Raw genomic sequence first — 21883 nt, 5'->3', positions numbered from 1 at the left:
CCCAAAACACCATTCAGTCGCATATGACAAGGGTATGAAATACATGTCCATGTTCGACAAGATTGACCTGCACCTGATTCGCGTGCTCCACACCGTGCTCACCGAGCGCAGCGTGTCGCGCGCGGCGCTGCGCCTGGGCATGTACCAGCCGGCGGTGAGTGCGGCGCTCAAACGCCTGCGCGAAATGGCCGGCGACCCCCTTCTGGTGCGCTCGGGTTCGGGCATGGTGCCCACGGTGGCGGGCTTGCGCATGATCGAGCCGGCGGCCGACATCCTGCGCAGCGCCGAGGTGCTGTTCTCCGACGCGCGCAGCTTCGAGCCCGCCACCGCGCGCCACAGCTTCAGCATCGCCGCCAGCGACTACATGGACCCGCTGTTCCTGCCGCAGCTGGTGACCCAGATCAAGAGCCAGGCGCCGAACTGCCCGATCGACATCCACCCGCTCTCGCGCGACTCCGACTACCGCAACCACCTGGCCCAGGGCGACGTGGATGTGGTGATCGGCAACTGGACGCAGCCGCCCGACGACCTGCACCTGGGCCGCCTGTTCGGCGACGAGGTGGTCTGCCTGGTCTCCCAGCAGCACCCGGCGGCGCGCCGGGGCTGGGACGTGGAGGCCTGGCTGGGCGCCGAGCACATCGCGCCCACGCCCACCCACCCCGGCGCGCGCGGTTTCGTGGACGAGCACCTGGCCACCCTGGGTCTGGTGCGCAACATCACCGCCCGCTGCCCGCATTTCGGGCTGATCCCGGCCATGGTCGCCGGCAGCCTGCTGGTGCTGACCACCGGGCGCCAGTACTGCGACCGTTTCACCGGCGTGCTGCCGGTGAAGGTGCTGCCCAGCCCGGTGGAGTTCCCGCGAATGATGTACTACCAGCTCTGGCACGAGCGCACCCACGCCTCCAAGGCCGGGCGCTGGCTGCGCGAGCAGGTCAAGAGCGTGGCCGCCTCGCTGAAGCGGCCCGACGCCGAGAGCTGACCCCACAAGACCACGAAGGAGACCCATGACCACGACACGACTGCAACTCAGCGGCATCACCAAGCGATATCCGGGCGTGGTGGCCAACAGCGGCGTCTCGCTCACCGTGCAGCCCGGCGAGGTGCACGCCGTGCTGGGCGAGAACGGCGCCGGCAAGTCCACGCTGATGAAGATCATCTACGGCTCGGTGAAACCCGACGAGGGCACGGTGATGTTCAACGGCCGGCCGGTGCACATCCGCAACCCGCAGGAGGCGCGCGCCCTGGGCATCAGCATGGTGTTCCAGCACTTCAGCCTGTTCGACACGCTCACCGTGGCCGAGAACGTCTGGCTCGGCCTGGACAAGTCGCTCACGCTGCCCGAGGTGAGCGCGAGCATCACCGCCAAGGCCACCGAGTACGGGCTGGACATCGACCCCTCGCGCCCGGTGCACACGCTTTCTGTGGGCGAGATGCAGCGGGTGGAGATCATCCGCGCGCTGCTGACCAACCCGCAGCTGCTGATCCTGGACGAGCCGACCTCGGTGCTCACCCCGCAGGCGGTGGAAAAGCTCTTCGTGGTGCTGCGCAAGCTCGCGGCCGAGGGCTGCAGCATCCTCTACATCAGCCACAAGCTGCACGAGATTCGCGAGCTGTGCACCGCCTGCACGGTGCTGCGCGGCGGCCAGGTCACGGGCGTGTGCGACCCGCGCCAGGAAAGCAACGCCTCGCTCTCGCGCCTGATGATCGGCGCCGAACCGCCCGCGCTGGAGGTGCGCGAGCTGCACGCCGGGGCGGCGGTGCTGGAGGTGAACGGCCTCACGCTGCAGAGCGACGACCCGTTCGGCACGCACCTCAATGGCATCGCGCTCACGGTGCGCGCGGGCGAGGTGGTGGGCATCGCGGGCGTCTCGGGCAACGGCCAGAGCGAGCTGCTCTACGCGCTCTCGGGCGAGGACCGCCGCGCTCCGGCCGGCAGCATCCGCCTGGGTGGGCAGGACGTGTCGCACGCCGGCCCGGGCCGGCGGCGCGCCCAGGGCCAGCACTTCGTGCCCGAGGAGCGCCTGGGCCGGGGCGCCGTGCCCACGCTCTCGCTGTCGCACAACCTGCTGCTCTCGCGCAAGGACGCGCTGGGCTCGGGCGGCTGGATCCGCGTGGGCGCGCTCAAGGCGCAGGCGGCCGACATCATCGCGCGCTACAAGGTCAAGGCCAATGGGCCGGACGCGGCGGCCAAGTCGCTCTCGGGCGGCAACCTGCAGAAGTTCATCGTCGGCCGCGAGATCGAGGCCAAGCCCAAGCTGTTGATCGTGAGCCAGCCCACCTGGGGCGTGGACGTGGGCGCGTCCGCGCAGATCCGCGGCGAGATCCTCAAGCTGCGCGATGCGGGCTGCGCGGTGCTGGTGGTGAGCGAGGAGCTCGACGAGCTGTTCGAGATCAGCGACCGCCTGCACGTGATCGCCAAGGGGCGCCTGTCGCCCAGCCTGGACCGGGCCGAAGCCACCATCGAGCGCATCGGCGAATGGATGTCCGGGCTCTGGGACACCGCCCCCACCCACCACAAGAAAGAGGAGACCGCCCATGCTGCGGCTTGAAGTCCGTCCCCAACCCTCGGCGCGCTGGGGCTACGCCTCGCCGCTGCTGGCTCTGCTGATCACCGTGGTGATCGGCGTCATCCTGTTCGCCGTGCTGGGCAAGGACCCGGTGCGCGGCCTGCAGGTCTTCTTCTGGGAGCCGATCAAGAGCACCTACGCGCTGTCCGAACTCATGGTGAAGGCCACGCCGCTGCTGATCATTGCCCTGGGGCTGGCGGTGTGTTTCCGCTCCAACGTGTGGAACATCGGCGCCGAGGGGCAGTACATCATCGGCGCCATCTTCGCGGCCGGCGTGGCGCTCACCGCCGACAAGAGCACCGGCGCGTGGATCGTGCCCGCCGTGCTGGTGGCCGGCGTGCTGGGCGGCATGTTCTGGGCCGGCATCACCGCGCTGCTGCGCGACCGCTTCAACGCCAATGAGATCCTCGTGAGCCTGATGCTGGTCTATGTGGCGGTGCAGGTGCTCAACTTCCTGGTCTATGGCCCTTGGAAGGACCCCATGGGCTACAACTTCCCGCAGACCAAGACCTTTGAGTCGGTCACGCAGATCCCGCGCCTCATGAGCGGTTCGCGCGTGACCATCGGCCTGCTGATCGCGCTGGCCGGCGTGGCGGCGGTGTGGGTCTTCCTGTTTCGCACCTACGCGGGCTATGCCCAGCTCGTGGGCGGCCTGGCGCCCGCGGCGGCGCGCTACGCGGGCTTTTCCTCGCGCAAGGCGCTGTGGATCGCGCTGCTGACCTCGGGTGGCGCGGCCGGCCTGGCCGGCGCGCTGGAGGTGGCCGGCCCGATCGGCCAGCTCACGCCCTATGTGCCGGCGGGCTACGGCTTCGCGGCCATCATCGTCGCCTTCGTGGGGCGGCTGCACCCGGTGGGCATCGTGTTCTCGGCCATTCTCATGAGCATGTTCTACATCGGCGGCGAACTCGCGCAGTCGCGCCTGGGTCTGCCCAAGTCGATCACCGGGGTGTTCCAGGGCCTGCTGCTGTTCGCGCTGCTGGCCTGCGACACCTTGATCGCCTACCGCCTCGTCTGGAAAAAGTGAGCAAGACATGGAATCCATCGCACTCCTGATCGCCGCCTCGCTCAACGCGGGCACCGTGCTGGCCATTGCCTCGCTGGGCCTGCTCATCAACGAAAAAGCCGGCATCGTCAACCTCGGCGCCGAGGGCATGATGCTGTGCGCCGCGCTGGCCGGCTTCGCCACCGTGGTTCACACCGGCAGCACCACGCTGGGCTTCGCGGCCGGCATGGCAGCCGGGGCCCTGCTCGCGGCCATCTTCGGCGGCCTCGTGATCTGGCTCAACACCAACCAGTACGCCACGGGCCTCGCGCTCAGCCTGTTCGGCGCGGGCTTCTCGGCCTTCGCCGGCACCCGTTACGTGCAGGAAAAACTGCCCGAGCAGACCCGCCACGCGATCCCGCTGCTGGGCGACATCCCGCTGATCGGCCCCGCGCTGTTCCGCCACCACCCCATGGTCTATATCTGTGTGGCGCTGGTGATCGGCCTGATCTGGTTCCTGTACCGCACGCGCGCCGGCCTGGTGCTGCGCAGCGTGGGCGAGAGCCCCGAGTCCTCGCACGCGCTGGGCTACCCGGTGCGCCGCATCCGCCTGGTGGCGGTGATGGCCGGGGGCGCGCTCTGCGGCCTGGCCGGTGCCTATGTGTCCACCGTCTACACACCGCTGTGGGTGGAGGGCATGATCGCCGGCAAGGGCTGGATCGCGCTGGCGCTGACCACCTTCGCCACCTGGCGGCCGGCCCGCGTGCTGCTGGGGGCCTACCTGTTCGGTGGCGTGACCATGCTGCAGTTCCACCTGCAAGGCATCGGCGTCAACGTGCCCAGCCAGTTCCTGACCATGATGCCCTACATCGCCACCATCGTCGTGCTGGTCCTGATCTCGCGCAACCCGACGTGGATCCGCATCAACATGCCGTCCTCGATCGGAAAACCCTTTTACCCGGGCGCATAATCTTTTCTGTTTTTTGCATAGTTTCCGCTCCACCCTTTCCCAACAAAGAGGTTATCCATGACAGACCTGAGCAAACGTTCCCTGATGAAGGTTGCCGCGCTGACCGCGCTGACCAGCGCCGTCCTGATCGGCTGCGGCAAGAAGGAAGAGGCCGCCGCGCCCGCCGCGCCCGCACCCGCTGCGGCCGAGGCACCGAAGGCCGCACCGCTGAAGATCGCGTTTGCCTACGTCGGCCCGGTGGGCGACGGCGGCTGGACCTTTGCGCACGACAACGGCCGCAAGGCGCTGGAGAAGGAATTCGGCGACAAGATCGTGACCAGCTTCGTCGAGAACGTGCCCGAGAGCGCCGACGCCGAGCGCGTGATCCGCGACCTGGCCGGCCAGGGCAACAAGCTGGTGTTCGGCACCACCTTCGGCTACATGGAGCCCATGCTCAAGATCGCGCCCGATTTCAAGGACGTGAAGTTCGAGCACGCCACCGGCTACAAGACCGCCGAGAACCTGCGCACCTACGACAGCCGCACCTACGAAGGCGCGTACATGGCCGGCGTGATCGCGGGCAGCATGACCAAGTCCAACACCCTGGGTGTGGTGGCGTCCATCCCAATCCCCGAGGTGATCCGCAACATCAACAGCTTCACGCTGGGCGCGCAATCGGTGAACCCCAAGGTCAAGACCAAGGTGGTCTGGGTCAACGGCTGGTTCGACCCACCGAAGGAAACCGAAGCCGCGACCTCGCTGATCAACGGCGGCGCCGACATCCTGTTCCAGAACACCGATTCGTCGGCCGTGCTGCAGACCGCCGAGAAGCTGGGCAAGCGCGCCTTCGGCTGGGACTCCGACATGACCGCCTACGGCCCCAAGGCCCACCTGGGTTCGGCCGTGATCAACTGGGCGCCGTACTACATCAAGGCCACCAAGGACGTGCTGGAAGGCACCTGGTCCACCGGCGGCGTGTGGTGGGGCGTGAAGGAGGGCGCGATCGACATGGTCTCCGTCGCCGAAGACGTGCCGGCCGAAGTCAAGGCCAAGCTCGACACCGTGCGCGCCGGCCTGAAGGACGGCAGCTTCTCGATCTGGAAGGGCCCGATCCTGGGTTCGGACGGCAAGGAAGTGCTGGCCAAGGACACGGTCGCCGACGACAAGTTCCTCGGTGGCATCAAGTTCTACGTGAAGGGCGTTGAAGGCAAAGTGCCGAATTGACCCACCCCTGCCGCGCTTCGCGCGACCCCCTCGAGGGGGCGGCGCGTGCGGGCCGGCAGAGCCGGACCCGCCGTGCCCTGGAAAAAGAAAGCCGCCTCCGGGCGGCTTTCTCGTTGGAGTGAACCCACGATGATCGAACCACAACTCTGGCACCCCGTGATCGCCTCGCACCAGGTGCGCGACCAGCCCGTGGCCTGTTCGCTGCTCGGGCAGGCGCTGGTGCTCTGGCGCGAGCAGGCGCACGACACCCACCGCGTGCATGCCTGGGCCGACCGCTGCCCGCACCGGGGCGCCCGGCTCTCGCTGGGCCGGGTGCTGATCGGCCTGCACGGCACCCGCCTGGAGTGCCCGTACCACGGCTGGCAATTCGGCGGCGAGGGCCGCTGCCAGCACGTGCCCGCCGCGCCCGACTTCGTGCCGCCGGCCAGCCACTGCGCCACCCCGTTCGAGGCGCGCGAGCAGCACGGCCTGGTGTGGGTGCGGCTGCAGCCACCGTCCCAGACCCTCGCCGCGCCGTTGGCCGACCCGCCCGCGTTCGCGCCGGGCGACGACCCGGCCTGGCGCACCGTGCTGTGTGGTGCTTACGAACTCAACACCAGCGCGCCGCGCCTGGTGGAGAACTTCCTCGACCTGAGCCATTTCGGTTTCGTGCACGAAGGCTGGCTGGGCGAACGCGGCCACGCGCAGGTGCAGACCGGCGCGGTGGAAGAGGGCGAGGCCGGTCTGGTGGTGCGCGACGCCCGGGCCTGGCAGCCGCGCGCCTACGCCGGGGCGGACGCGGGCGCCTGGATCGCCTACCGCTACGACGTGCCGCACCCCTTCGCCGCCATCCTGCGCAAGGACGCCACCGAGGGCGACCCGGTGAGCAATGCGATCGCGCTCTTCATCCGGCCCGATGGCCACGAACTCTGCACGGCCTGGTTCGTGATGGCCACGCGCGGCGATGCCTCGACCGACCAGGAACTGGTCGCCTTCCAGGACGCGGTGTTCGCGCAGGACCGCCCGGTGGTGGAATCGCAGTCACCGCGCGCGCTGCCGGTGGGCCGCACCACCCCCGTGACCGAGGTGCACGGCCCGGCCGACCGCGTCTCCAGCGCCTACCGCCGCTACCTGAAACGCCTGGACATCGCACTGGGCACCTGCTGACCGAAGGACCTGACATGACCATGACCCCCGCCCAACTCGCCGCCGCCATCCCCAAGGCCGAGCTGCACATGCACATCGAGGGTTCGCTGGAGCCCGAGCTGATCTTCGCGCTGGCCCAGCGCAACGGCCTGAGCCTGCCCTACACCAGCGTGGACGCGCTGCGCGAGGCCTACGCCTTCACCAACCTGCAGAGTTTCCTGGACATCTACTACGCCGGCGCCAGCGTGCTGCTGCACGAGGCCGACTTCCACGACATGGCCTGGGCCTACTTCCTGCGCGCCAAGGCCGACAACGTGGCGCACGCCGAGCTCTTCTTCGACCCCCAGACCCACACCGCGCGCGGCGTGCCCATGGCCACGGTGATCCAGGGCCTGGCCAGCGCCTGCGCTCGCGCCCAGGCCGAGCTGGGCGTGAGCGCGGCGCTGATCCTGTGCTTCCTGCGCCACCTGAGCGAGGAAGACGCCTTCCAGACGCTGGAAGCCGCCTTGCCTTACCGCCAGCACTTCATCGGCGTGGGCCTGGATTCGAGCGAGGTCGGCCACCCGCCGTCCAAGTTCTCGCGCGTCTTCGCGCGCTGCCGCGAGCTGGGCTTCCATGTGGTGGCGCACGCGGGCGAAGAGGGCCCGCCGGCCTACATCTGGGAAGCACTGAACGACCTGAAGACCGAGCGCATCGACCACGGCGTGCGCTCGCTGGAAGACCCGGCCCTGGTCGCCGAACTGGCGCGGCGGCGCATCCCGCTCACGGTGTGCCCACTCTCCAACCTCAAGCTCTGCGTGGTGAACGACCTGAAGGACCACCCGATGAAGCGCCTGCTCGACGCCGGCCTGTGCGCCACCGTCAACTCCGACGACCCGGCCTACTTCGGCGGCTACATGAACGCCAACTTCGTGCAGACCGTGCAGGCGCTGGACCTCACGCGCGAAGACGTCGTCACTCTCGCGCGCAACAGCTTCGAGGCCAGCTTCGTGAGCGCGGCGCGGCGTGCGGAACTCATGGCCTTGCTGGACGGCGCGGTCGCTGGCTGAACGGGCCGTGCCATGACCCAACCGAGGTTTCTGGTCGTGACCATGCCCTCGCCAATGAAGAGGGCGGCGTTGAAGAGCGCGCTCGAGATCTCGGGGCTGAAGGCCCGACTGGATGGCGCGATGTTCGATCCGGCGAACTGGCACCAGTCGCTGCAGCATCAGTTACTGGGCGCCATCCGCCCGAGCGACCCACTGGATCCGCCCGATCCAGTGGACCATCGACGAGCTCTTCCTGGTCGAAGGACACCGGGTGGGCGACCACGATGAGCACTACCGCTGCGACGTGATCGGAAGCTGGCTGCTGCAGCCCGCCCGGCAGCTGGATCTGTTTGATGGCCCCGGGCCCGGGTAAAATCACGCCCCAGCGAGCCCGGTGCTTCCCCGGCTCGCTTTTTCATTCACGGAAGCCATGTAGAGGACCACCATGTACAAAAACCTCGTGGCCCGGTGCGCGTGCGCACTGGCGGCTGCCAGCTTTTTATTTCCCTTTTCCACCACCGCCCAGGCACAGACGCCGCCGCTCAAGGCCGCGTTCGTCTACGTGACGCCGCTGACCGAAGCCGGCTGGGTGCGCCAGCACGAGCAGGCCCGGCTCGCCGTGCAGGCCGCCCTGGGCAACAAGGTCGAGACACGCTACGTGGAGAACGTGGCCGAAGGCGCCGACGCCGAGCGCGTGATCCGCGATCTGGCGCAGCAGGGCCACCGCATCATCTTCACGCCCAGCTTCGGCTACATGGAGCCCACGCTCAAGGTGGCGCGAGAGTTCCCGGACGTGAAGTTCGAGTCCATCACCGGCTACAAGACCGCGCCCAACGTCGCCACCGCCAACGCGCGCTACTACGAGGGCCGCTACCTGGCCGGGGTGGCCGCGGGCCGCATGGCCACGCAGGCGGGCTACATCGCCGGTTTCCCGATCCCCGAGGTGATCCAGGGCGTCAACGCCTTCACCTTGGGCATGCGCTCGGTCAACCCGCGCGCCACCGTCAAGGTGGTGTGGCTGGGTGAGTGGTTCAACCCGCCGCGCGAGCGCGACGCGGCCATGACGCTGATGAACCAGGGCGCCGAGGTGCTGGCCTTCCACACCGGCTCCACCGCCGTGATGGTGGCCGCGCAGGAGCGCGGCAGGCTCGCCGTGGCCTACCACTCCGACATGCGCCGCTTCGGACCCGATGCGCAGATCGCCGCCGTGACCCACCTTTGGGGCGACTACTACACCCGCCGCGTGCAGGCCGTGCTGGACGGCACCTGGCAGAGCGCGAGCGTCTGGGGTGGGGTGAAGGAGGGCATGATCCGCGTCGACAGCTTCGGCAGCAAGGTGCCGGCCAAGGTGCGCGACGAGGTGCAGGCGCGCCAGGCCGACATGGCCGCGGGCAAGCTCGCGGTGTTCGCGGCGCGCAAGACCGTCGTGCGCGACAACCAGGGCAAGACCGTCATCGAAGCCGGCAAGGCGCTCGACGACGGGCAGATCCTGGGCATGAACTGGCTGGTCGAAGGCGTGCAGGGCTCGGTCGAGCGCTGAACCCGCGCGGGCCCACCGCCGGCGCGGCGGTATGGGCCTTATCGGCGGCGCGATATGCCCGGGCGAGCCCCAGGCGTTAAGCTGCGCGGCATGAACGCCTACCGTGCCGCCCTCCTGCGTTTCGACGACCAACAACGCCCTGTCTACGACGCCGATGGCCTGCTGGTCGTCGGCCCCGACGCGCAGGGTCGGCGCGTGGTGCGCGCCGCGGGCGACCACGCCGCGCTGATCGGCAACTTTCCCGGCGTGTCGGTGGAAGACCTGAGCGGAAAACTGATCGCGCCGGGCTTCATCGACATGCACGTGCACTACCCGCAGACGGACGTGATCGGCGCGCCCGCGGCCGGCTTGCTGCCCTGGCTGGAGAACTACACCTTCCCGCACGAGTCGCGCTTTCACGAGCCGGAGCACGCGCGCGAGGTAGCGGCCTTCTTCCTGGACGAGCTGGCGCGCAACGGTGTGACCACCGCGCTCACCTTCGCGACCTCGCACCCGGCCTCGGTCGACGCGATGTTCGAGGCCGCGCGCTCGCGCGGCCTGCGCTTCATCACCGGCAAGGTGCTGCAGGACCGCCACAGCCCCGATGGCGTGCGCGACCAGACCGAACAGAGCCTGATCGACACCGAGGCGCTGATCCAGCGCTGGCACGGCGTGGACCGCCTCGGCTACGCGATCACGCCGCGCTTCGCCCCCACCAGCACGCCCGAACAGCTGCGCGGCGCGGGCGAACTGGCGGCGAAGCACGGTGACGTGTGGGTCCAGTCGCATGTGGCGGAAAACCTCGACGAGGTGCGCTGGGCGGCCGAGCTGTTCCCGAAGTCGCGCAGCTACCTGGGCGTGTATGGCGACTTTGGCCTGCTGCGGCAGCGCGCGGTGTACGCCCACTGCATCCACCTCGACCAGGCCGACCGCGCGCTGATGGCCGCCACCGGCACCACCGCCGCCGTGAGCCCGACCAGCAACCAGTTCCTGGGCAGCGGCTTCTTCGACTACCTCGCCGCCGACGCGGCGGGCATGGGCTACGGCCTGGCGAGCGACGTGGGCGGTGGCACCAGCTTCTCGCCGTTCCGCACCATGCTCGCGGCCTACTGCGTGGGCCGTGAGGGCCAGACCAAGCAGGGCCTGAGCCTCACCCCGGGGCAGCTGTGGTGGCAGCACACGGCGGGTGCGGCGCGCGCGCTGGGGCTTGAAGGCGTGGTGGGCAACCTGCGCCCCGGCCACGAGGCGGATTTCGTGGTGCTCGACCCGCAGGCCACACCCCTGCTGGCGCGCAAGACCTCGCAGGCGGACAGCCTGGACGAGCTGCTGTTCGCGCTGATCGTGCTGGGGGACGATCGGGTGGTGGCGCGCACGGTGATCGCTGGCGGCTGATCTCGATCACGGCTTGGGCGTGTCGTTTTTGCGCTTATTTCTCGACCTAGGGAATGTCCCAGTCTGCGGGCTTCAATGATCTGAATTTGGAAACGAAGCGACGTTATTCGGGATTCAAGTGCGCTTTGTTCGGGGCCGCCCATTGCCCGAGGGGGGGCTGGGCTGTTGTGGTGAACAGAACGCCCCCTTAGCATCGCCCTGCCAAATTTTTGGGAGGTGCGATTTGAGCTCACTGGCCGCTGGTTTGTTCGCGAGGTACCGCTCGCATCACGACATGAACAGGTCGTTCCTGGTGTAGATGGGGGCTCTGGGGAGCCTGGCCTTCCCGCTCTTCTATCTGCTGCGTTTCACGGGGCAACTCCCGCCGCGCTACGACGATCTGGCGCTCAGGGCCATCGCCGCTCTGTTGTGCCTGGCACTGGCGTTGCGCCCGTGGTGGCCCGAGAGGGCCAGGCCGTTCTACCTCGCGCATGCCTACTTCACGTCGGTCTACTGCCTGGCGTTTCTGCTGACGTTCACGACCCTGAAGAATCAGGGCGACAGTTTTTCTTTCGTGAACATGGTGATCGGTGCGGTGTGTGTCATTCTGGTCGCCGATTGGCGCAATGCCGTGGTGATGCTGGTCGCCGGATACGCCCTTGGGGCGCTCGCGTTCTGGGCGTCACAACCCGGCATCGCGTTCACGCCGGACGTCTGGATCTGGCTGCCCGCGCCGACGCTGCTGTTCGTGGCCGGTGCCTTGTCCCATTTCGAAAGAAGGCAGGCCGAGCTGGCGCGCCATCGCCTGTACATGAGCTTCGCGGGTTCCATCGCGCACGAGATGCGCGGGCCCATGCAGAAGATCCAGGGTGTCTTCGACACCCTGGAGCGCGACTTCCTGCGCCTGGGGTCATCCCAGTCCTCGGTGTCCCACACGCGCGAGCAGGTCATGGCGATGGTGCGTGTGATGAACGAGGGCCGCAACGCGATCAAGCTGGGTCTGCAGTCGATCACGGTGACGCTGCAGCAGCTCAAGAGCAGGGCCTTCGATGCCTCGGGTTTCACCTGGCTCTCGGCGGCGGTTTGCACCGAGCGCGCGGTGAGCGATTTCGGCTACGAGAGCGAGGCGCAGCGCGAGCGGGTGCGCCTGGCGGAGGTGGCCGACTTCACGTTCAAGGGCGATGAAACCCTCCTGACGCTGATCCTGTTCAACCTCATCAAGAACGCGCTGTATTACCTGCCGGCCTGTCCCGACGTCATGGTGACGGTGACTGTGGATGCGCAGCGCATCACGGTGCGCGATACAGGGCCGGGCATCGCACCGGAAAAGATGGAGCACCTGTTCGAGGACTTCCAGACCTCCGGCAAGGCCGATGGCACGGGTTTGGGGTTGGCGTTTTGCCGGCGCGCCATGCGCGCCTTCGGCGGGGAGATCACCTGCGCATCGCGTTTGGGCGAGTTCACGGCGTTCACGCTGTCGTTTCCCGCGGTGGCGCTGGCGGAGGCCCGGGCCCATGCCGAAGAAGCCATGCGGCATGCCGCGCGGCTGCTGCGCGGCGCCCGCGTGCTGCTGGTGGACGACGATCCGATCCGGCGCCGCGCCACCCTGGCCCAACTCCTGGCCCTGGTGGGCAGCAGCAGCATCGACGAGGCCGGCAACGGCGCCCAGGCGCTGGACCTGCTTCGCCTGGCCTCGGACGTGCCCTATGACCTCGTCGTGATGGACCTCCACATGCCGGTGCTCGATGGTTGTGAGACCGTGCGCCAGATCCGCCTGGGGGCCGCCGCCGGGCATGAACAGGTGCCGGTGCTGGCACACAGTGTCCAGCCGGCGACCGAGGCCCGCGCGCAAGCCCGCGAAGCGGGCATGGACGGGTTCCTGAGCGCGCCTTGCAGCCTGCCCGAGATGGCCGGCGCGATCGTGAGTCTGCTCAAGGACCAGCCCTTGCGCCACAGTGCCAAGGACCCGGCGCCTTTCATGGGCAGCTCCGTGTTGCTGGCGGAGGACAACGCCGTGAACCGCGCCATCGTCAAAGGCTACCTGAAGGACATGGGGTTGGAGGTGGTGGAGGCGCAGCAGGGGCAGGACGTCCTGCAGTTCCTCAAGGCGGGCGTGCGGCCGGCCGTGATCCTGATGGACGTGGAGATGCCCGTGCTCGGCGGCATGGAGACGACGCGGCAGCTGCGCGCGATGGCCGACGGGGTGCGCAACATTCCCGTGGTCGCGCTCACCGGGCATGCCTCGCCGGAGCACAGGCAGGCCGCTCGGGACGCGGGCATGGACGGCTTTCTCACCAAGCCCGTGAACGTGGTGGCCTTGCGCGGGGAGCTGGCCCGCCTGATTGGCGAGCGTCCGGTGGGTGAGGCCCAGGCGGCGGGCGCATCGCGGTCTCCCGCGCGCCTGGCGGGGGCGACCATCGATGGGCCCTTGCTGGATGACGAACGTGTCGAGCAGCTCAAGAGCATGAACATCATGGTGAACCTGCTGCCCGATGGTCTGGCCCAGGCCCGGCGGCACATCGCCAATCTGGAGGATGCCGTGCGGCGCAACGACCTGAAAAGCGCACGCCAGGCGCTGCATTCGCTGGCCGGCCTGAGTGGCGAGATGGGGGCTCACGCCATGTCCGAGACCGCGAAGCAGCATTCGCGCGTGGTCGAGAGCAACGCTTGGCCGTTCGAGCCGAACTGGCTGGCGCGGTTCAACACGCTCTTCCTCGAATCCGAACAGGCCTTGCTCACGAGCTTTGCCCTGCGCAAGGCCTCACCGTCCTAGCCCGTTGAAGCGGCGACGCGGGTTCAGTTGTAGGTCAGTGCCCGCGCCTTGCCCCAGAACACGCGGTACATGTAGATGGTGTAGATGATGATCACCGGCAGCGTGATGGCCACGCCGATGAAGATGACGGTGAGCGAGCCGGTGGATACGGCGGCCTGCCACACGTTCATGCGGCCGATCACGATGTCGGGGAAGATGCTGTACGCCAGGCCGAAGAAGGCCAGCACGAAGATCAGCACGGTGGCCGCGAACACCACCCAGCCGTAACCCGCCTTCACCACATTGGGGCGCGTGACCACCCAGCGCACCGCGAAGAAGGCGATCGCGCAGCTCAGGGGGATCGGCATCAGGCCGAACACCTCGGGCACGCTGAACCACTTCGCCACCACGCCGGGGTTCACCAGCGGCGTGGCCACCGAGATCGCGACCAGCGCAACACCCATGGGCCACAGCACGCGGGCCGCCCAGCGCACCGCGTGGGCCTGCAGCTCGCCTTCGGTCTTCATGATCAGCCAGCCCGCGCCGAGCAGGATGTAGGCCGCCGGCAGCGTGAGCGCGATGCCCAGGCTGAACGCCAGGCCCAGCCAGCCCTTGTCGAAGCCCGTGATGTAGCTGCCCAGCATCCAGCCCTGCGAGGCGCTGGCGAGCAGCGAGCCGACGAAGAAGGCGCGGTTCCAGAACGGCACGTGTTTCGTGGGCGCCTTCACACGGAAGTCGAACGCCACGCCGCGCAGGATCAGGCCGATCAGCATCACGGCCACCGGCAGGTAGAGCGCCTGCAGCACCAGCCCGTGCGCCATCGGAAAGGCCACCAGCAGCACGCCGACACCGAGCACCAGCCAGGTTTCGTTGGCGTCCCAGAATGGGCCGATGCTGGAGATCATGGTGTCCTTCTGCTCCTTGCTCTCGGCCAGGGGCAGCAGCAGGCCCACGCCGAGGTCGTAGCCGTCGAGGATCACGTAGGCCAGCAGGGCCAGGCCCATCACGGCCAGGAAGATCAGCGGGAGCACTTCGGCCCAGGTGGTCGTGTTCATGGGGTGTTCTCCGTTCGTTTGTTCAGACGCCGGCCTTGCCGAGTTCGGCGCCGTGGGGTGCTTCGGGGGCATGTTTGAACGGGTGTTCGGCCATGTACTTGAGCACGCCGACGTAGGTGATGAGCAGCAGGCCGTACACGATGAGGTAGGCCGTGAGCGTGACCGCGATCATGGGCGAGGGGGTGTTGGTGACCACGTCGGCGGTGCGCAGGTGGCCGTAGACGAGGAAGGGCTGGCGGCCGATCTCGGTGACGTACCAGCCCGACAGCGTGGCCAGCCAGCCCGAGAAGGTCATGCCCGCCAGCACGTACAGCGCGGGTTTGGGCAGGTCCAGCGAGCCCTGCGCCTGGCGGCGCCGGCGCCAGAGCATCCAGGCCGAGGCCCAGGCCACGACCAGCATCAGCGTGCCCACGCCGACCATCACGCGAAAGGCCCAGAAGATCGGCGCCACCGGCGGGTGGGCGTTCGGGAATTCGTTGAGGCCCTTGAGTTCGGCGTCGGCATCGTGCGCCAGGATCAGGCTCGCCATCTTGGGAATCTTCACCGCGTAATGCGTGGTGCCGGCGGCCTCGTCGGGAATGCCGAACAGCGTGAGCGGCGCGCTCTTCTCGGTGTGCCAGATGCCCTCGAGCGCCGCGATCTTGGCGGGCTGGTGCTCCAGCGTGTTCAGCCCGTGCATGTCGCCGGCCAGGAACTGCAGCGGCATGGCCACCGAGGCGGCGATGATGGCCGTGCGCAAGGCCTTGTGCGTGCCGCCGGTGGCGCTGCCCTTGATGAGCTGCCAGGCGCAGAGGCCGGCGATGAGGAACGAGGCCGTGAGCGCCGAGGCCAGCAGCTTGTGCGCCAGGCGGTAGGGGAAGGAGGGGTTGAACACCACGGCGAACCAGTCGACCGCGACGAACTTGCCGTCCACGATCTCGAAACCCGCGGGTGTCTGCATCCACGAGTTCAGGCTCAGGATCCAGAACGCCGACATGGTGGTGCCGAAGGCCACCAGGAAGGTGGCGGCCAGGTGCACGCGTTCGCTCACGCGGCCCCGGCCGAACAGCATGATGCCCAGGAAGCTGGCCTCCAGGAAGAAGGCGGTCAGCACCTCGTAGCCCAGCAGCGGTCCCGCGATGTTGCCGGCCCGTTCCATGAAGCCGGGCCAGTTGGTGCCGAACTGGAAGCTCATCACGATGCCGGAGACCACGCCGAGCGCGAAGCTCAGCGCGAACACCTTGGTCCAGAAGTAGTAGGCCTCTTCCCACGCCGGGTCGCGCGTCTTGATGTGGCGGATGCGGAAGTACAGCAGGAACCAGCCCATCGCGATCGTGATGGTCGGGAACAGGATGTGAAAGCTGATGTTCGCCGCGAACTGGATGCGCGAGAGGAGCAGGGCGTCCATGGGGGTTCTCCGTGGGGTTCTTGTCTGGTGGGGGTCAGGCCGCGTCGGGCAATTTCTCCGGGCGCGCGCTGCGGCCCGCCGCCTTGCCCGTGAGGCGGTCCTTGAGTTCGAGCACGCGCGTGACGGTCGCGCCCATGCCCATCAGCTGCATCGCGGTTTCCGGGGCCAGCTTCTGCACGTCGTCGAACCAGGTCATGAGGCGGTCAATCAGGTCGTGCATCTCGCGCATGCGGGCCTGAGCGTGGCGCTCGGCGTCGGTCTTGGGCGTTTCCAGCAGCGCGGTGCGCAGCATGGACAGGGTGGGCTCCACTTCGCGGCGGCGGCGCTCCTCGGCCAGCACGCGGAAGATTTCCCACACATCGGCCGGCGCCTCGAAGTACTCGCGCCGGTCGCCCGGCTGGTGGCGCAGGCGCACCAGCCGCCAGGCCTGCAGCTCCTTGAGGCCCATGCTCACGTTCGAGCGCGAGAACTCCAGCGTCTCGGCGATCTCGTCGGCGTTGAGCGCGTTGGGTGAAATGAAGAGCAGGGCGTAGATCTGCCCCACGGTGCGGTTGATGCCCCAGCGGCTGCCCATTTCCCCGAAGTGGGCAACGAACTCGCGGTTGAGGGGCGGGAGGTGGTCTTGCAGTGGCATGCCCGGAAATGTAGCTGGTTCGGCCTGAGTTTTCAGTAATTACTGAAATTCCGGTAATTTCCTGGGGGCTCTCGGTGGTCAGAGGCCGGTGAGCGCGCCACCTACAATCGCGCCCCATGAGCATCAAAAGCGACAAATGGATCCGCCGCATGGCCGAACAACACGGCCTGATCGAACCGTTCGAGCCCAACCAGGTGCGGGCGGTGGATGGCAAGAAGGTGATCAGCTACGGCACATCGAGCTACGGCTACGACATCCGTTGCGCGCCGGAATTCAAGGTGTTCACCAACATCCACAGCACGGTGGTGGACCCGAAGAACTTCGACGAGAACAGCTTCGTGGACATCAACAAGGACGTCTGCGTGATCCCGCCCAACAGCTTCGCGCTGGCGCGCACGATGGAGTACTTCCGCATCCCGCGCAACGTGCTCACCATCTGCCTGGGCAAGAGCACGTATGCGCGCTGCGGCATCATCGTCAACGTCACGCCCTTCGAGCCCGAGTGGGAAGGTTATGTGACGCTGGAGTTCAGCAACACCACGCCGCTGCCGGCCAAGATCTACGCGGGCGAGGGTTGCGCCCAGGTGCTGTTCTTCGAAAGTGACGAGGTCTGCGAGACCTCCTACAAGGACCGGGGCGGCAAGTACCAGGGCCAGGTCGGCGTGACCCTGCCCAAAGCTTGACGGTTCGCGCGCCTTGACCCAGGTCAAGGCGGCCGGGCAACCCGGCCGATAGCATGCCGGGCATGTCACGCAACCCGCCCGGCTTCTCTTCTCCCGACCCCGTCCCCGCTGGCCTGCCCCTGCCGCACCGCAAGGTGATCCGGGGCTGGCTCGCCCCGCTCGTCGAGCGGCGCACCGCGCGCGCCATCGCACTGCTGGTGTTCGACTGGGTGGTCTTCGCCGCGCTCATGGCCGGCACCGTGTGGTTCGCTGCCGTGTGGGCCAAGCTGCTGTGCGGCCTGGCGGCGGGCTTCATGATCGGGCGGCTGTTCATCATCGGCCACGACGCCTGCCACCAGAGCTACACGCCGCACCGGGGGCTGAACCGCGTGCTGGGCCGCATCGCCATGCTGCCCTCGCTCACGCCCTACAGCCTGTGGGAAGTGGGGCACAACGTGGTGCACCACGGCTACACCAACCTCAAGGGCGTGGACTTCGTGTGGGCGCCGCTCACGCGCGAGGAGTTCGCCGCGCTCTCGCCGATGCGCCGCGCCCTGGAGCGCGCGTACCGCAGCGGCTTCGGCCCGGCGCTGTACTACCTGGTGGAGATGTGGTGGCACCGCATGTTCTTCCCGCGCAAGACCTACATGGGCACGCGGCGCGCCGAGTTCGTGTGGGACGGCGTGTTCGTCAGCGCCTGCGCGCTGGCCTGGATCGGCGGCCTGGTGGCCGCCGCCTCGGCCACCGGCCAGTCGGTGGGGCTGCTGCTGGCCATGGGCTTTGCCGTGCCCTTCCTGTTCTGGAACGCCATGATCGGTTTCGTGGTCTACGTGCACCACACGCACACGGCGGTGCAGTGGCACGACGACAAGGCCGCCTGGGGCCGCGCCGCGCCCTTTGTCTCGACCACGGTGCACCTCACCTTTCCGCTGCGCATCGGCGCGATGCTGCACCACATCATGGAGCACACCGCGCACCATGTGGACATGAGCATCCCGCTCTACCAGCTCGAAGACGTGCAGCGCCTGCTGGAGGACGCGCTGCCGGGCCGCATCATCGTGCAGCGCTTCTCGTGGCGCTGGTACTTCGACACCGCGCGCCGCTGCAAGCTCTACGACTTCGGCCGGCGCTGCTGGACCGACTTCCAGGGCCGCCCGACCAGCGCCTGCGCACCTGCTGTCGCCTGAGCCCGGCGGGGCCACGCCCGCTTCATAATGGGATACCCGCACCCGTACCGAGGTCGCCGAGGAGCCATGCCATGAAGTGGGAAAACAACCGCCAGTCCGATCAGATCGAAGACCGCCGCGCCGACCCCGGCGGGGGTGGGCTTGGTGGCCTGGGTGGCGGCCGGCGCGTGGGTGGGCGCGGCATCGGCCTGGGCACCATTGCCGTCGCGCTGGTCGCGGGCTGGATCTTCGGCATCAACCCCATGACCATTCTCGGCGTGCTCGGCGGCGTGGGCGATGGCGCACCCACCGCCCAGGTGGAGACCACCCAGGGCCCGACCCAGGCGCCCACCGACGACATGGGCAAGTTCGTGGCCGCCGTGCTCGGCGGCACGGAAGACGTGTGGGGCCAGGTGTTCCAGCAGGCCGGCGCGCAGTACCAGAAACCGCGCCTCGTGCTGTTCCGGGGCGCCACGCCCACGGCCTGCGGCACCGGCCAGTCGGCCATGGGCCCGTTCTACTGCCCGGGCGATCAGAAGGTCTACATCGACCTGAGCTTCTACGACACCCTGCGCCGCCAGCTCGGCGCGCCGGGCGACTTTGCCCAGGCCTATGTGATCGCGCACGAGGTCGGTCACCACGTGCAGAACCTCATGGGCATCACCGACCAGATGGAGCAGGCGCGCCGGCGCGTGGGCGAGCGCGAGTACAACGCACTGTCGGTGCGGCTGGAGCTGCAGGCCGATTGTTTTGCCGGCATCTGGGCCCACCACAACCACAAGAACAAGGCCATCCTGGAGCCGGGCGACGTGGAGGAGGCGCTGAACGCCGCCGCCGCGATCGGCGACGACGCCTTGCAGCGCAAAAGCCAGGGGCAGGTGGTGCCCGACAGTTTCACCCACGGCACCAGCGCACAGCGCCAGCGCTGGTTCAACACGGGGCTGCAAAGCGGCAGCGTGCAGTCCTGCGACACCTTCAAAGCGGGCAGCGTCTGAGGCCTGGCGGAGGCCGCCGGCCGGGATTTGGGCGAAAAACGGTCAAAGTGCGACAATACGTGGCTAACTTTGAAGCCAATGACCCAATCCTTCTCCGAACTCTCCCTCTCGCCCGCCATTGAGCGAGCCGTGGCCGAAATGGGCTACGCGACCATGACGCCGATCCAGGCGCAGGCGATTCCGGTGGTGCTGCAAGGCCGTGACGTGATGGGCGCCGCCCAGACCGGCACCGGCAAGACCGCCGCGTTCACGCTGCCGCTGCTGCAGCGCATGCTCAAGCACGAGAACGCCTCAACCTCGCCCGCGCGCCACCCGGTGCGCGCCCTGGTGCTGCTGCCCACGCGCGAGCTGGCCGACCAGGTGGCCGAGCAGGTCAAGCTGTACGCCAAGTACACCAACCTGCGCAGCACAGTGGTGTTCGGCGGCATGGACATGAAGCCGCAGACGGCCGAGCTCAAGAAGGGCGTCGAGGTGCTGGTGGCCACGCCCGGGCGCCTGCTGGACCATATCGAGGCCAAGAACTGCGTGCTCAACCAGGTCGAGTATGTGGTGCTCGACGAGGCCGACCGCATGCTGGACATCGGTTTCCTGCCCGACCTGCAGCGCATCCTGAGCTACCTGCCCAAGCAGCGCACCACGCTGCTGTTCTCGGCCACCTTCTCGCCCGAGATCAAGCGCCTGGCCAACAGCTACCTGCAGGACCCGGTGACCATCGAGGTGGCGCGCTCCAACGCCACGGCGTCCACCGTGGAGCAGCACTTCTACCGCGTGGAAGACGACGACAAGCGCGGCATCCTCAAGCAGATCCTGCGCGAGCGCGGCCTCAAGCAGGCCTTCGTGTTCGTCAACAGCAAGCTCGGTTGCGCGCGCCTGGCGCGTTCGCTGGAGCGCGAAGGCCTCAACACCACGGCCCTGCACGGCGACAAGAGCCAGGACGAGCGCCTCAAGGCCCTGGAAGCCTTCAAGACCGGCGCGGTGGACCTGCTGGTCTGCACCGACGTGGCCGCGCGCGGCCTGGACATCAAGGACGTGCCGGCGGTGTTCAACTTCGACATCCCGTTCAACGCCGAGGACTACGTGCACCGCATCGGCCGCACCGGCCGTGCGGGCGCTTCGGGCCTGGCGGTGTCGTTCGTGAGCGGGCGCGACACGCGCCTCATGGGCGACCTGGAAAAGCTGCTGGGCAAGAAGCTCGAACTCGAAGCGCTGGAGTTCGAAGCCGACCGCCGCCCGGCGGGCCGCTTCAACGACGGCCAGCGCGCCTGGCAGCAGCCCGAAGGGCAGGACGCCGAGCGCCGCGAGAGCCGGGCCATCCGCGAGAGCCGCGAGAGCCGCACCCCGCGCGAAGCGCGAGGCGCCTCCGATTCGCGCCCGACCCGCGCACCGCGCGCGCCGGCCGATCCGCTGTTCGACAAGCCCTACGAACCCAGCGCCGCGAGCGACGCCACGCCCTCGTGGGAAGTGTCGCAGCGCGCCGCCGCGCGCACGGCCTCGCCCAACATCAAGACGCGCCGCAAGGTGCCGGCCTTGTTCAAGAGCGCCCCCGCACCGGCGCCGGCTCAGGAAAGCTGAGGGCGAAGCCCTTGCCTGAGCCTGCCAGGCGGCTTTCGCCGCCGCTCCTTCAGCGCTTGCCGGGCTTGCTGGCCTGCTCGCAGCGCACCGAGATCCGCTCCACCTCGCCCGGCACCTCCGTGATGCGGGCCGCGGTGAGGCAACCGCCCCACACACAACCCGTGTCCAGCGCCTGCAGGTCGTGGCGCTGCACCGCGCCCAGCGTGGACCAGTGGCCGAACGCGATCGGCACGCCTTCGGTGCGCCGGCCCGGCACGTCGAACCAGGGCATGAAGCCCTCGGGCGCCGCGCCCGCGCTGTCCTTGGTGTCGAACTCCATCACGCCCTGCGCGGTGCAGAAGCGCAGCCGCGTGAAGGCATTGACGATCACGCGCAGGCGCGCGGCGCCGCGCAGCGAGTCGCTCCACAGCGGTGGTTCGTTGCCATACATCTCCTGCAGGAAGCCGGTCCAGTCGGCGCTGCGCAGCACGGCCTGCAGCTCGCCGGCCAGCGCCAGCGTGCCGGCCACGTCCCATTGCGGCAGCACGCCCGCGTGCACCATCAGCCAGCCGTGTTCGAACAGCGCCATGGGCCGCGCGCGCAGCCAGTCGAGCAAGGCCTCGCGGTCGGGCGCGGCGAGGATGTCGCCCACCGTGTCGCTGCGGTGCGGCTTGCGCACGCCGTGCGCCGTGGCCAGCAGGTGCAGGTCGTGGTTGCCGAGCAGGCAGTGCGCCGCGCCGTCGAGCGCGATCAGCCGGCGCAGCACGGCCAGCGAGGCCGGCCCGCGGTTGACGAGGTCGCCCAGCAGGTACAGCGTGTCGCGGCTGGGTGAGAAACCGATGTCGTCGAGCAGGCGGCCGAGCGCCGCGTCGCAGCCCTGCACATCCCCGATCATGTAAAGTGCCATTGGCCGATT

General features: G+C 68.4%; 18 protein-coding genes. 14 read left to right on the top strand and 4 right to left on the bottom strand.

Annotation, left to right across the window (positions count from 1 at the left end; translation table 11 throughout):
• The first annotated feature begins 34 nt into the window (after window positions 1-34).
• The 10 genes from ABSY19_RS06840 (at window position 35) to ABSY19_RS06795 (ending at window position 13538) form a co-directional block, all read left to right on the top strand.
• Entirely contained in the window at window positions 35-979 is a 945-nt protein-coding gene (locus tag ABSY19_RS06840) for a LysR family transcriptional regulator (RefSeq protein ID WP_382160492.1), read from the top strand.
• A gap of 25 nt (window positions 980-1004) precedes the next feature.
• On the top strand, window positions 1005-2549 hold the full coding sequence (locus ABSY19_RS06835; protein WP_382160490.1) for an ABC transporter ATP-binding protein: 1545 nt from the start codon (window positions 1005-1007) through the stop codon (window positions 2547-2549).
• Window positions 2536-3591 (top strand): ABC transporter permease, encoded by a 1056-nt coding sequence (locus tag ABSY19_RS06830; protein WP_382160488.1) that lies wholly within the window; start codon window positions 2536-2538, stop codon window positions 3589-3591. The genes ABSY19_RS06835 and ABSY19_RS06830 overlap by 14 nt, the downstream gene beginning before the upstream one ends.
• 7 nt (window positions 3592-3598) lie before the next feature.
• A complete protein-coding gene (locus ABSY19_RS06825) occupies window positions 3599-4519 on the top strand; it encodes an ABC transporter permease (protein ID WP_382160486.1) in 921 nt (306 codons plus the stop codon).
• Between the two features lie 57 nt (window positions 4520-4576).
• Entirely contained in the window at window positions 4577-5722 is a 1146-nt protein-coding gene (locus ABSY19_RS06820) for a BMP family ABC transporter substrate-binding protein (protein ID WP_382160483.1), read from the top strand.
• Between the two features lie 129 nt (window positions 5723-5851).
• The gene (locus ABSY19_RS06815; protein ID WP_382160480.1) at window positions 5852-6868 is read left to right on the top strand and encodes a Rieske 2Fe-2S domain-containing protein; all 1017 of its coding nucleotides are present in this window, start codon (window positions 5852-5854) and stop codon (window positions 6866-6868) included.
• Between the two features lie 20 nt (window positions 6869-6888).
• Window positions 6889-7896 (top strand): adenosine deaminase, encoded by a 1008-nt coding sequence (locus ABSY19_RS06810; RefSeq protein ID WP_382163715.1) that lies wholly within the window; start codon window positions 6889-6891, stop codon window positions 7894-7896.
• A 424-nt stretch (window positions 7897-8320) separates the two neighbouring features.
• The gene (locus tag ABSY19_RS06805; RefSeq protein WP_382160478.1) at window positions 8321-9415 is read left to right on the top strand and encodes a BMP family ABC transporter substrate-binding protein; all 1095 of its coding nucleotides are present in this window, start codon (window positions 8321-8323) and stop codon (window positions 9413-9415) included.
• A 90-nt stretch (window positions 9416-9505) separates the two neighbouring features.
• Window positions 9506-10786 carry a guanine deaminase gene (gene guaD / locus ABSY19_RS06800; RefSeq protein WP_382160476.1) on the top strand — a complete coding sequence of 427 codons (1281 nt, stop codon included), beginning with the start codon at window positions 9506-9508 and terminating at the stop codon, window positions 10784-10786.
• Between the two features lie 298 nt (window positions 10787-11084).
• On the top strand, window positions 11085-13538 hold the full coding sequence (locus ABSY19_RS06795; protein WP_382160473.1) for a response regulator: 2454 nt from the start codon (window positions 11085-11087) through the stop codon (window positions 13536-13538).
• Window positions 13539-13561: 23 nt separating this feature from the next.
• Here ABSY19_RS06795 and ABSY19_RS06790 read toward each other — a convergent pair whose 3' ends face one another.
• Genes ABSY19_RS06790 through ABSY19_RS06780 form a run of 3 tightly spaced genes read right to left on the bottom strand, consistent with a single transcriptional unit; the run spans window position 13562 to window position 16593 of the window.
• Window positions 13562-14572, bottom strand: coding sequence for a cytochrome d ubiquinol oxidase subunit II (locus ABSY19_RS06790; protein ID WP_382160471.1), 1011 nt, complete (start codon window positions 14570-14572; stop codon window positions 13562-13564).
• A gap of 22 nt (window positions 14573-14594) precedes the next feature.
• Entirely contained in the window at window positions 14595-15959 is a 1365-nt protein-coding gene (locus ABSY19_RS06785) for a cytochrome ubiquinol oxidase subunit I (protein ID WP_382160469.1), read from the bottom strand.
• Window positions 15960-15993: 34 nt separating this feature from the next.
• On the bottom strand, window positions 15994-16593 hold the full coding sequence (locus ABSY19_RS06780; protein WP_291113211.1) for a GbsR/MarR family transcriptional regulator: 600 nt from the start codon (window positions 16591-16593) through the stop codon (window positions 15994-15996).
• A 116-nt stretch (window positions 16594-16709) separates the two neighbouring features.
• Here ABSY19_RS06780 and dcd point away from each other — a divergent pair, with 116 nt between their 5' ends.
• The 4 genes from dcd to ABSY19_RS06760 all read left to right on the top strand — a co-directional run bounded on the left by dcd (window position 16710) and on the right by ABSY19_RS06760 (window position 20988).
• Window positions 16710-17276 carry a dCTP deaminase gene (dcd, locus tag ABSY19_RS06775; protein ID WP_382160466.1) on the top strand — a complete coding sequence of 189 codons (567 nt, stop codon included), beginning with the start codon at window positions 16710-16712 and terminating at the stop codon, window positions 17274-17276.
• A gap of 62 nt (window positions 17277-17338) precedes the next feature.
• On the top strand, window positions 17339-18442 hold the full coding sequence (locus ABSY19_RS06770) for a fatty acid desaturase (protein ID WP_382160463.1): 1104 nt from the start codon (window positions 17339-17341) through the stop codon (window positions 18440-18442).
• 71 nt (window positions 18443-18513) lie between these two features.
• Complete coding sequence (locus ABSY19_RS06765; RefSeq protein WP_291113205.1) at window positions 18514-19416, top strand: neutral zinc metallopeptidase; 903 nt, start codon at window positions 18514-18516, stop codon at window positions 19414-19416.
• A gap of 78 nt (window positions 19417-19494) precedes the next feature.
• The gene (locus ABSY19_RS06760; protein ID WP_382160461.1) at window positions 19495-20988 is read left to right on the top strand and encodes a DEAD/DEAH box helicase; all 1494 of its coding nucleotides are present in this window, start codon (window positions 19495-19497) and stop codon (window positions 20986-20988) included.
• Window positions 20989-21037: 49 nt separating this feature from the next.
• Here the strand turns inward: ABSY19_RS06760 and ABSY19_RS06755 are convergent, their stop codons facing one another.
• Complete coding sequence (locus ABSY19_RS06755) at window positions 21038-21874, bottom strand: symmetrical bis(5'-nucleosyl)-tetraphosphatase (protein ID WP_382160458.1); 837 nt, start codon at window positions 21872-21874, stop codon at window positions 21038-21040.
• Between the last annotated feature and the right edge of the window lie 9 nt (window positions 21875-21883).

Source organism: Hydrogenophaga sp. ANAO-22 (assembly GCF_042466645.1).
Lineage (GTDB): Bacteria > Pseudomonadota > Gammaproteobacteria > Burkholderiales > Burkholderiaceae_C > Hydrogenophaga.
The sequence above is the reverse complement of the archived record's forward strand: the minus strand, read 5'-3'. Positions and strand labels throughout refer to the sequence as shown.

Bases quoted from the DNA above. Each gene is read 5' to 3' on its own strand.
- ABSY19_RS06840 (WP_382160492.1), top strand. From the start codon at position 35: ATGAAATACATGTCCATGTTCGACAAGATTGACCTGCACCTGATTCGC.
- ABSY19_RS06835 (WP_382160490.1), top strand. From the start codon at position 1,005: ATGACCACGACACGACTGCAACTCAGCGGCATCACCAAGCGATATCCG.
- ABSY19_RS06830 (WP_382160488.1), top strand. From the start codon at position 2,536: ATGCTGCGGCTTGAAGTCCGTCCCCAACCCTCGGCGCGCTGGGGCTAC.
- ABSY19_RS06825 (WP_382160486.1), top strand. From the start codon at position 3,599: ATGGAATCCATCGCACTCCTGATCGCCGCCTCGCTCAACGCGGGCACC.
- ABSY19_RS06820 (WP_382160483.1), top strand. From the start codon at position 4,577: ATGACAGACCTGAGCAAACGTTCCCTGATGAAGGTTGCCGCGCTGACC.
- ABSY19_RS06815 (WP_382160480.1), top strand. From the start codon at position 5,852: ATGATCGAACCACAACTCTGGCACCCCGTGATCGCCTCGCACCAGGTG.
- ABSY19_RS06810 (WP_382163715.1), top strand. From the start codon at position 6,889: ATGACCCCCGCCCAACTCGCCGCCGCCATCCCCAAGGCCGAGCTGCAC.
- ABSY19_RS06805 (WP_382160478.1), top strand. From the start codon at position 8,321: ATGTACAAAAACCTCGTGGCCCGGTGCGCGTGCGCACTGGCGGCTGCC.
- guaD (WP_382160476.1), top strand. From the start codon at position 9,506: ATGAACGCCTACCGTGCCGCCCTCCTGCGTTTCGACGACCAACAACGC.
- ABSY19_RS06795 (WP_382160473.1), top strand. From the start codon at position 11,085: ATGGGGGCTCTGGGGAGCCTGGCCTTCCCGCTCTTCTATCTGCTGCGT.
- ABSY19_RS06790 (WP_382160471.1), bottom strand. From the start codon at position 14,572: ATGAACACGACCACCTGGGCCGAAGTGCTCCCGCTGATCTTCCTGGCC.
- ABSY19_RS06785 (WP_382160469.1), bottom strand. From the start codon at position 15,959: ATGGACGCCCTGCTCCTCTCGCGCATCCAGTTCGCGGCGAACATCAGC.
- ABSY19_RS06780 (WP_291113211.1), bottom strand. From the start codon at position 16,593: ATGCCACTGCAAGACCACCTCCCGCCCCTCAACCGCGAGTTCGTTGCC.
- dcd (WP_382160466.1), top strand. From the start codon at position 16,710: ATGAGCATCAAAAGCGACAAATGGATCCGCCGCATGGCCGAACAACAC.
- ABSY19_RS06770 (WP_382160463.1), top strand. From the start codon at position 17,339: ATGTCACGCAACCCGCCCGGCTTCTCTTCTCCCGACCCCGTCCCCGCT.
- ABSY19_RS06765 (WP_291113205.1), top strand. From the start codon at position 18,514: ATGAAGTGGGAAAACAACCGCCAGTCCGATCAGATCGAAGACCGCCGC.
- ABSY19_RS06760 (WP_382160461.1), top strand. From the start codon at position 19,495: ATGACCCAATCCTTCTCCGAACTCTCCCTCTCGCCCGCCATTGAGCGA.
- ABSY19_RS06755 (WP_382160458.1), bottom strand. From the start codon at position 21,874: ATGGCACTTTACATGATCGGGGATGTGCAGGGCTGCGACGCGGCGCTC.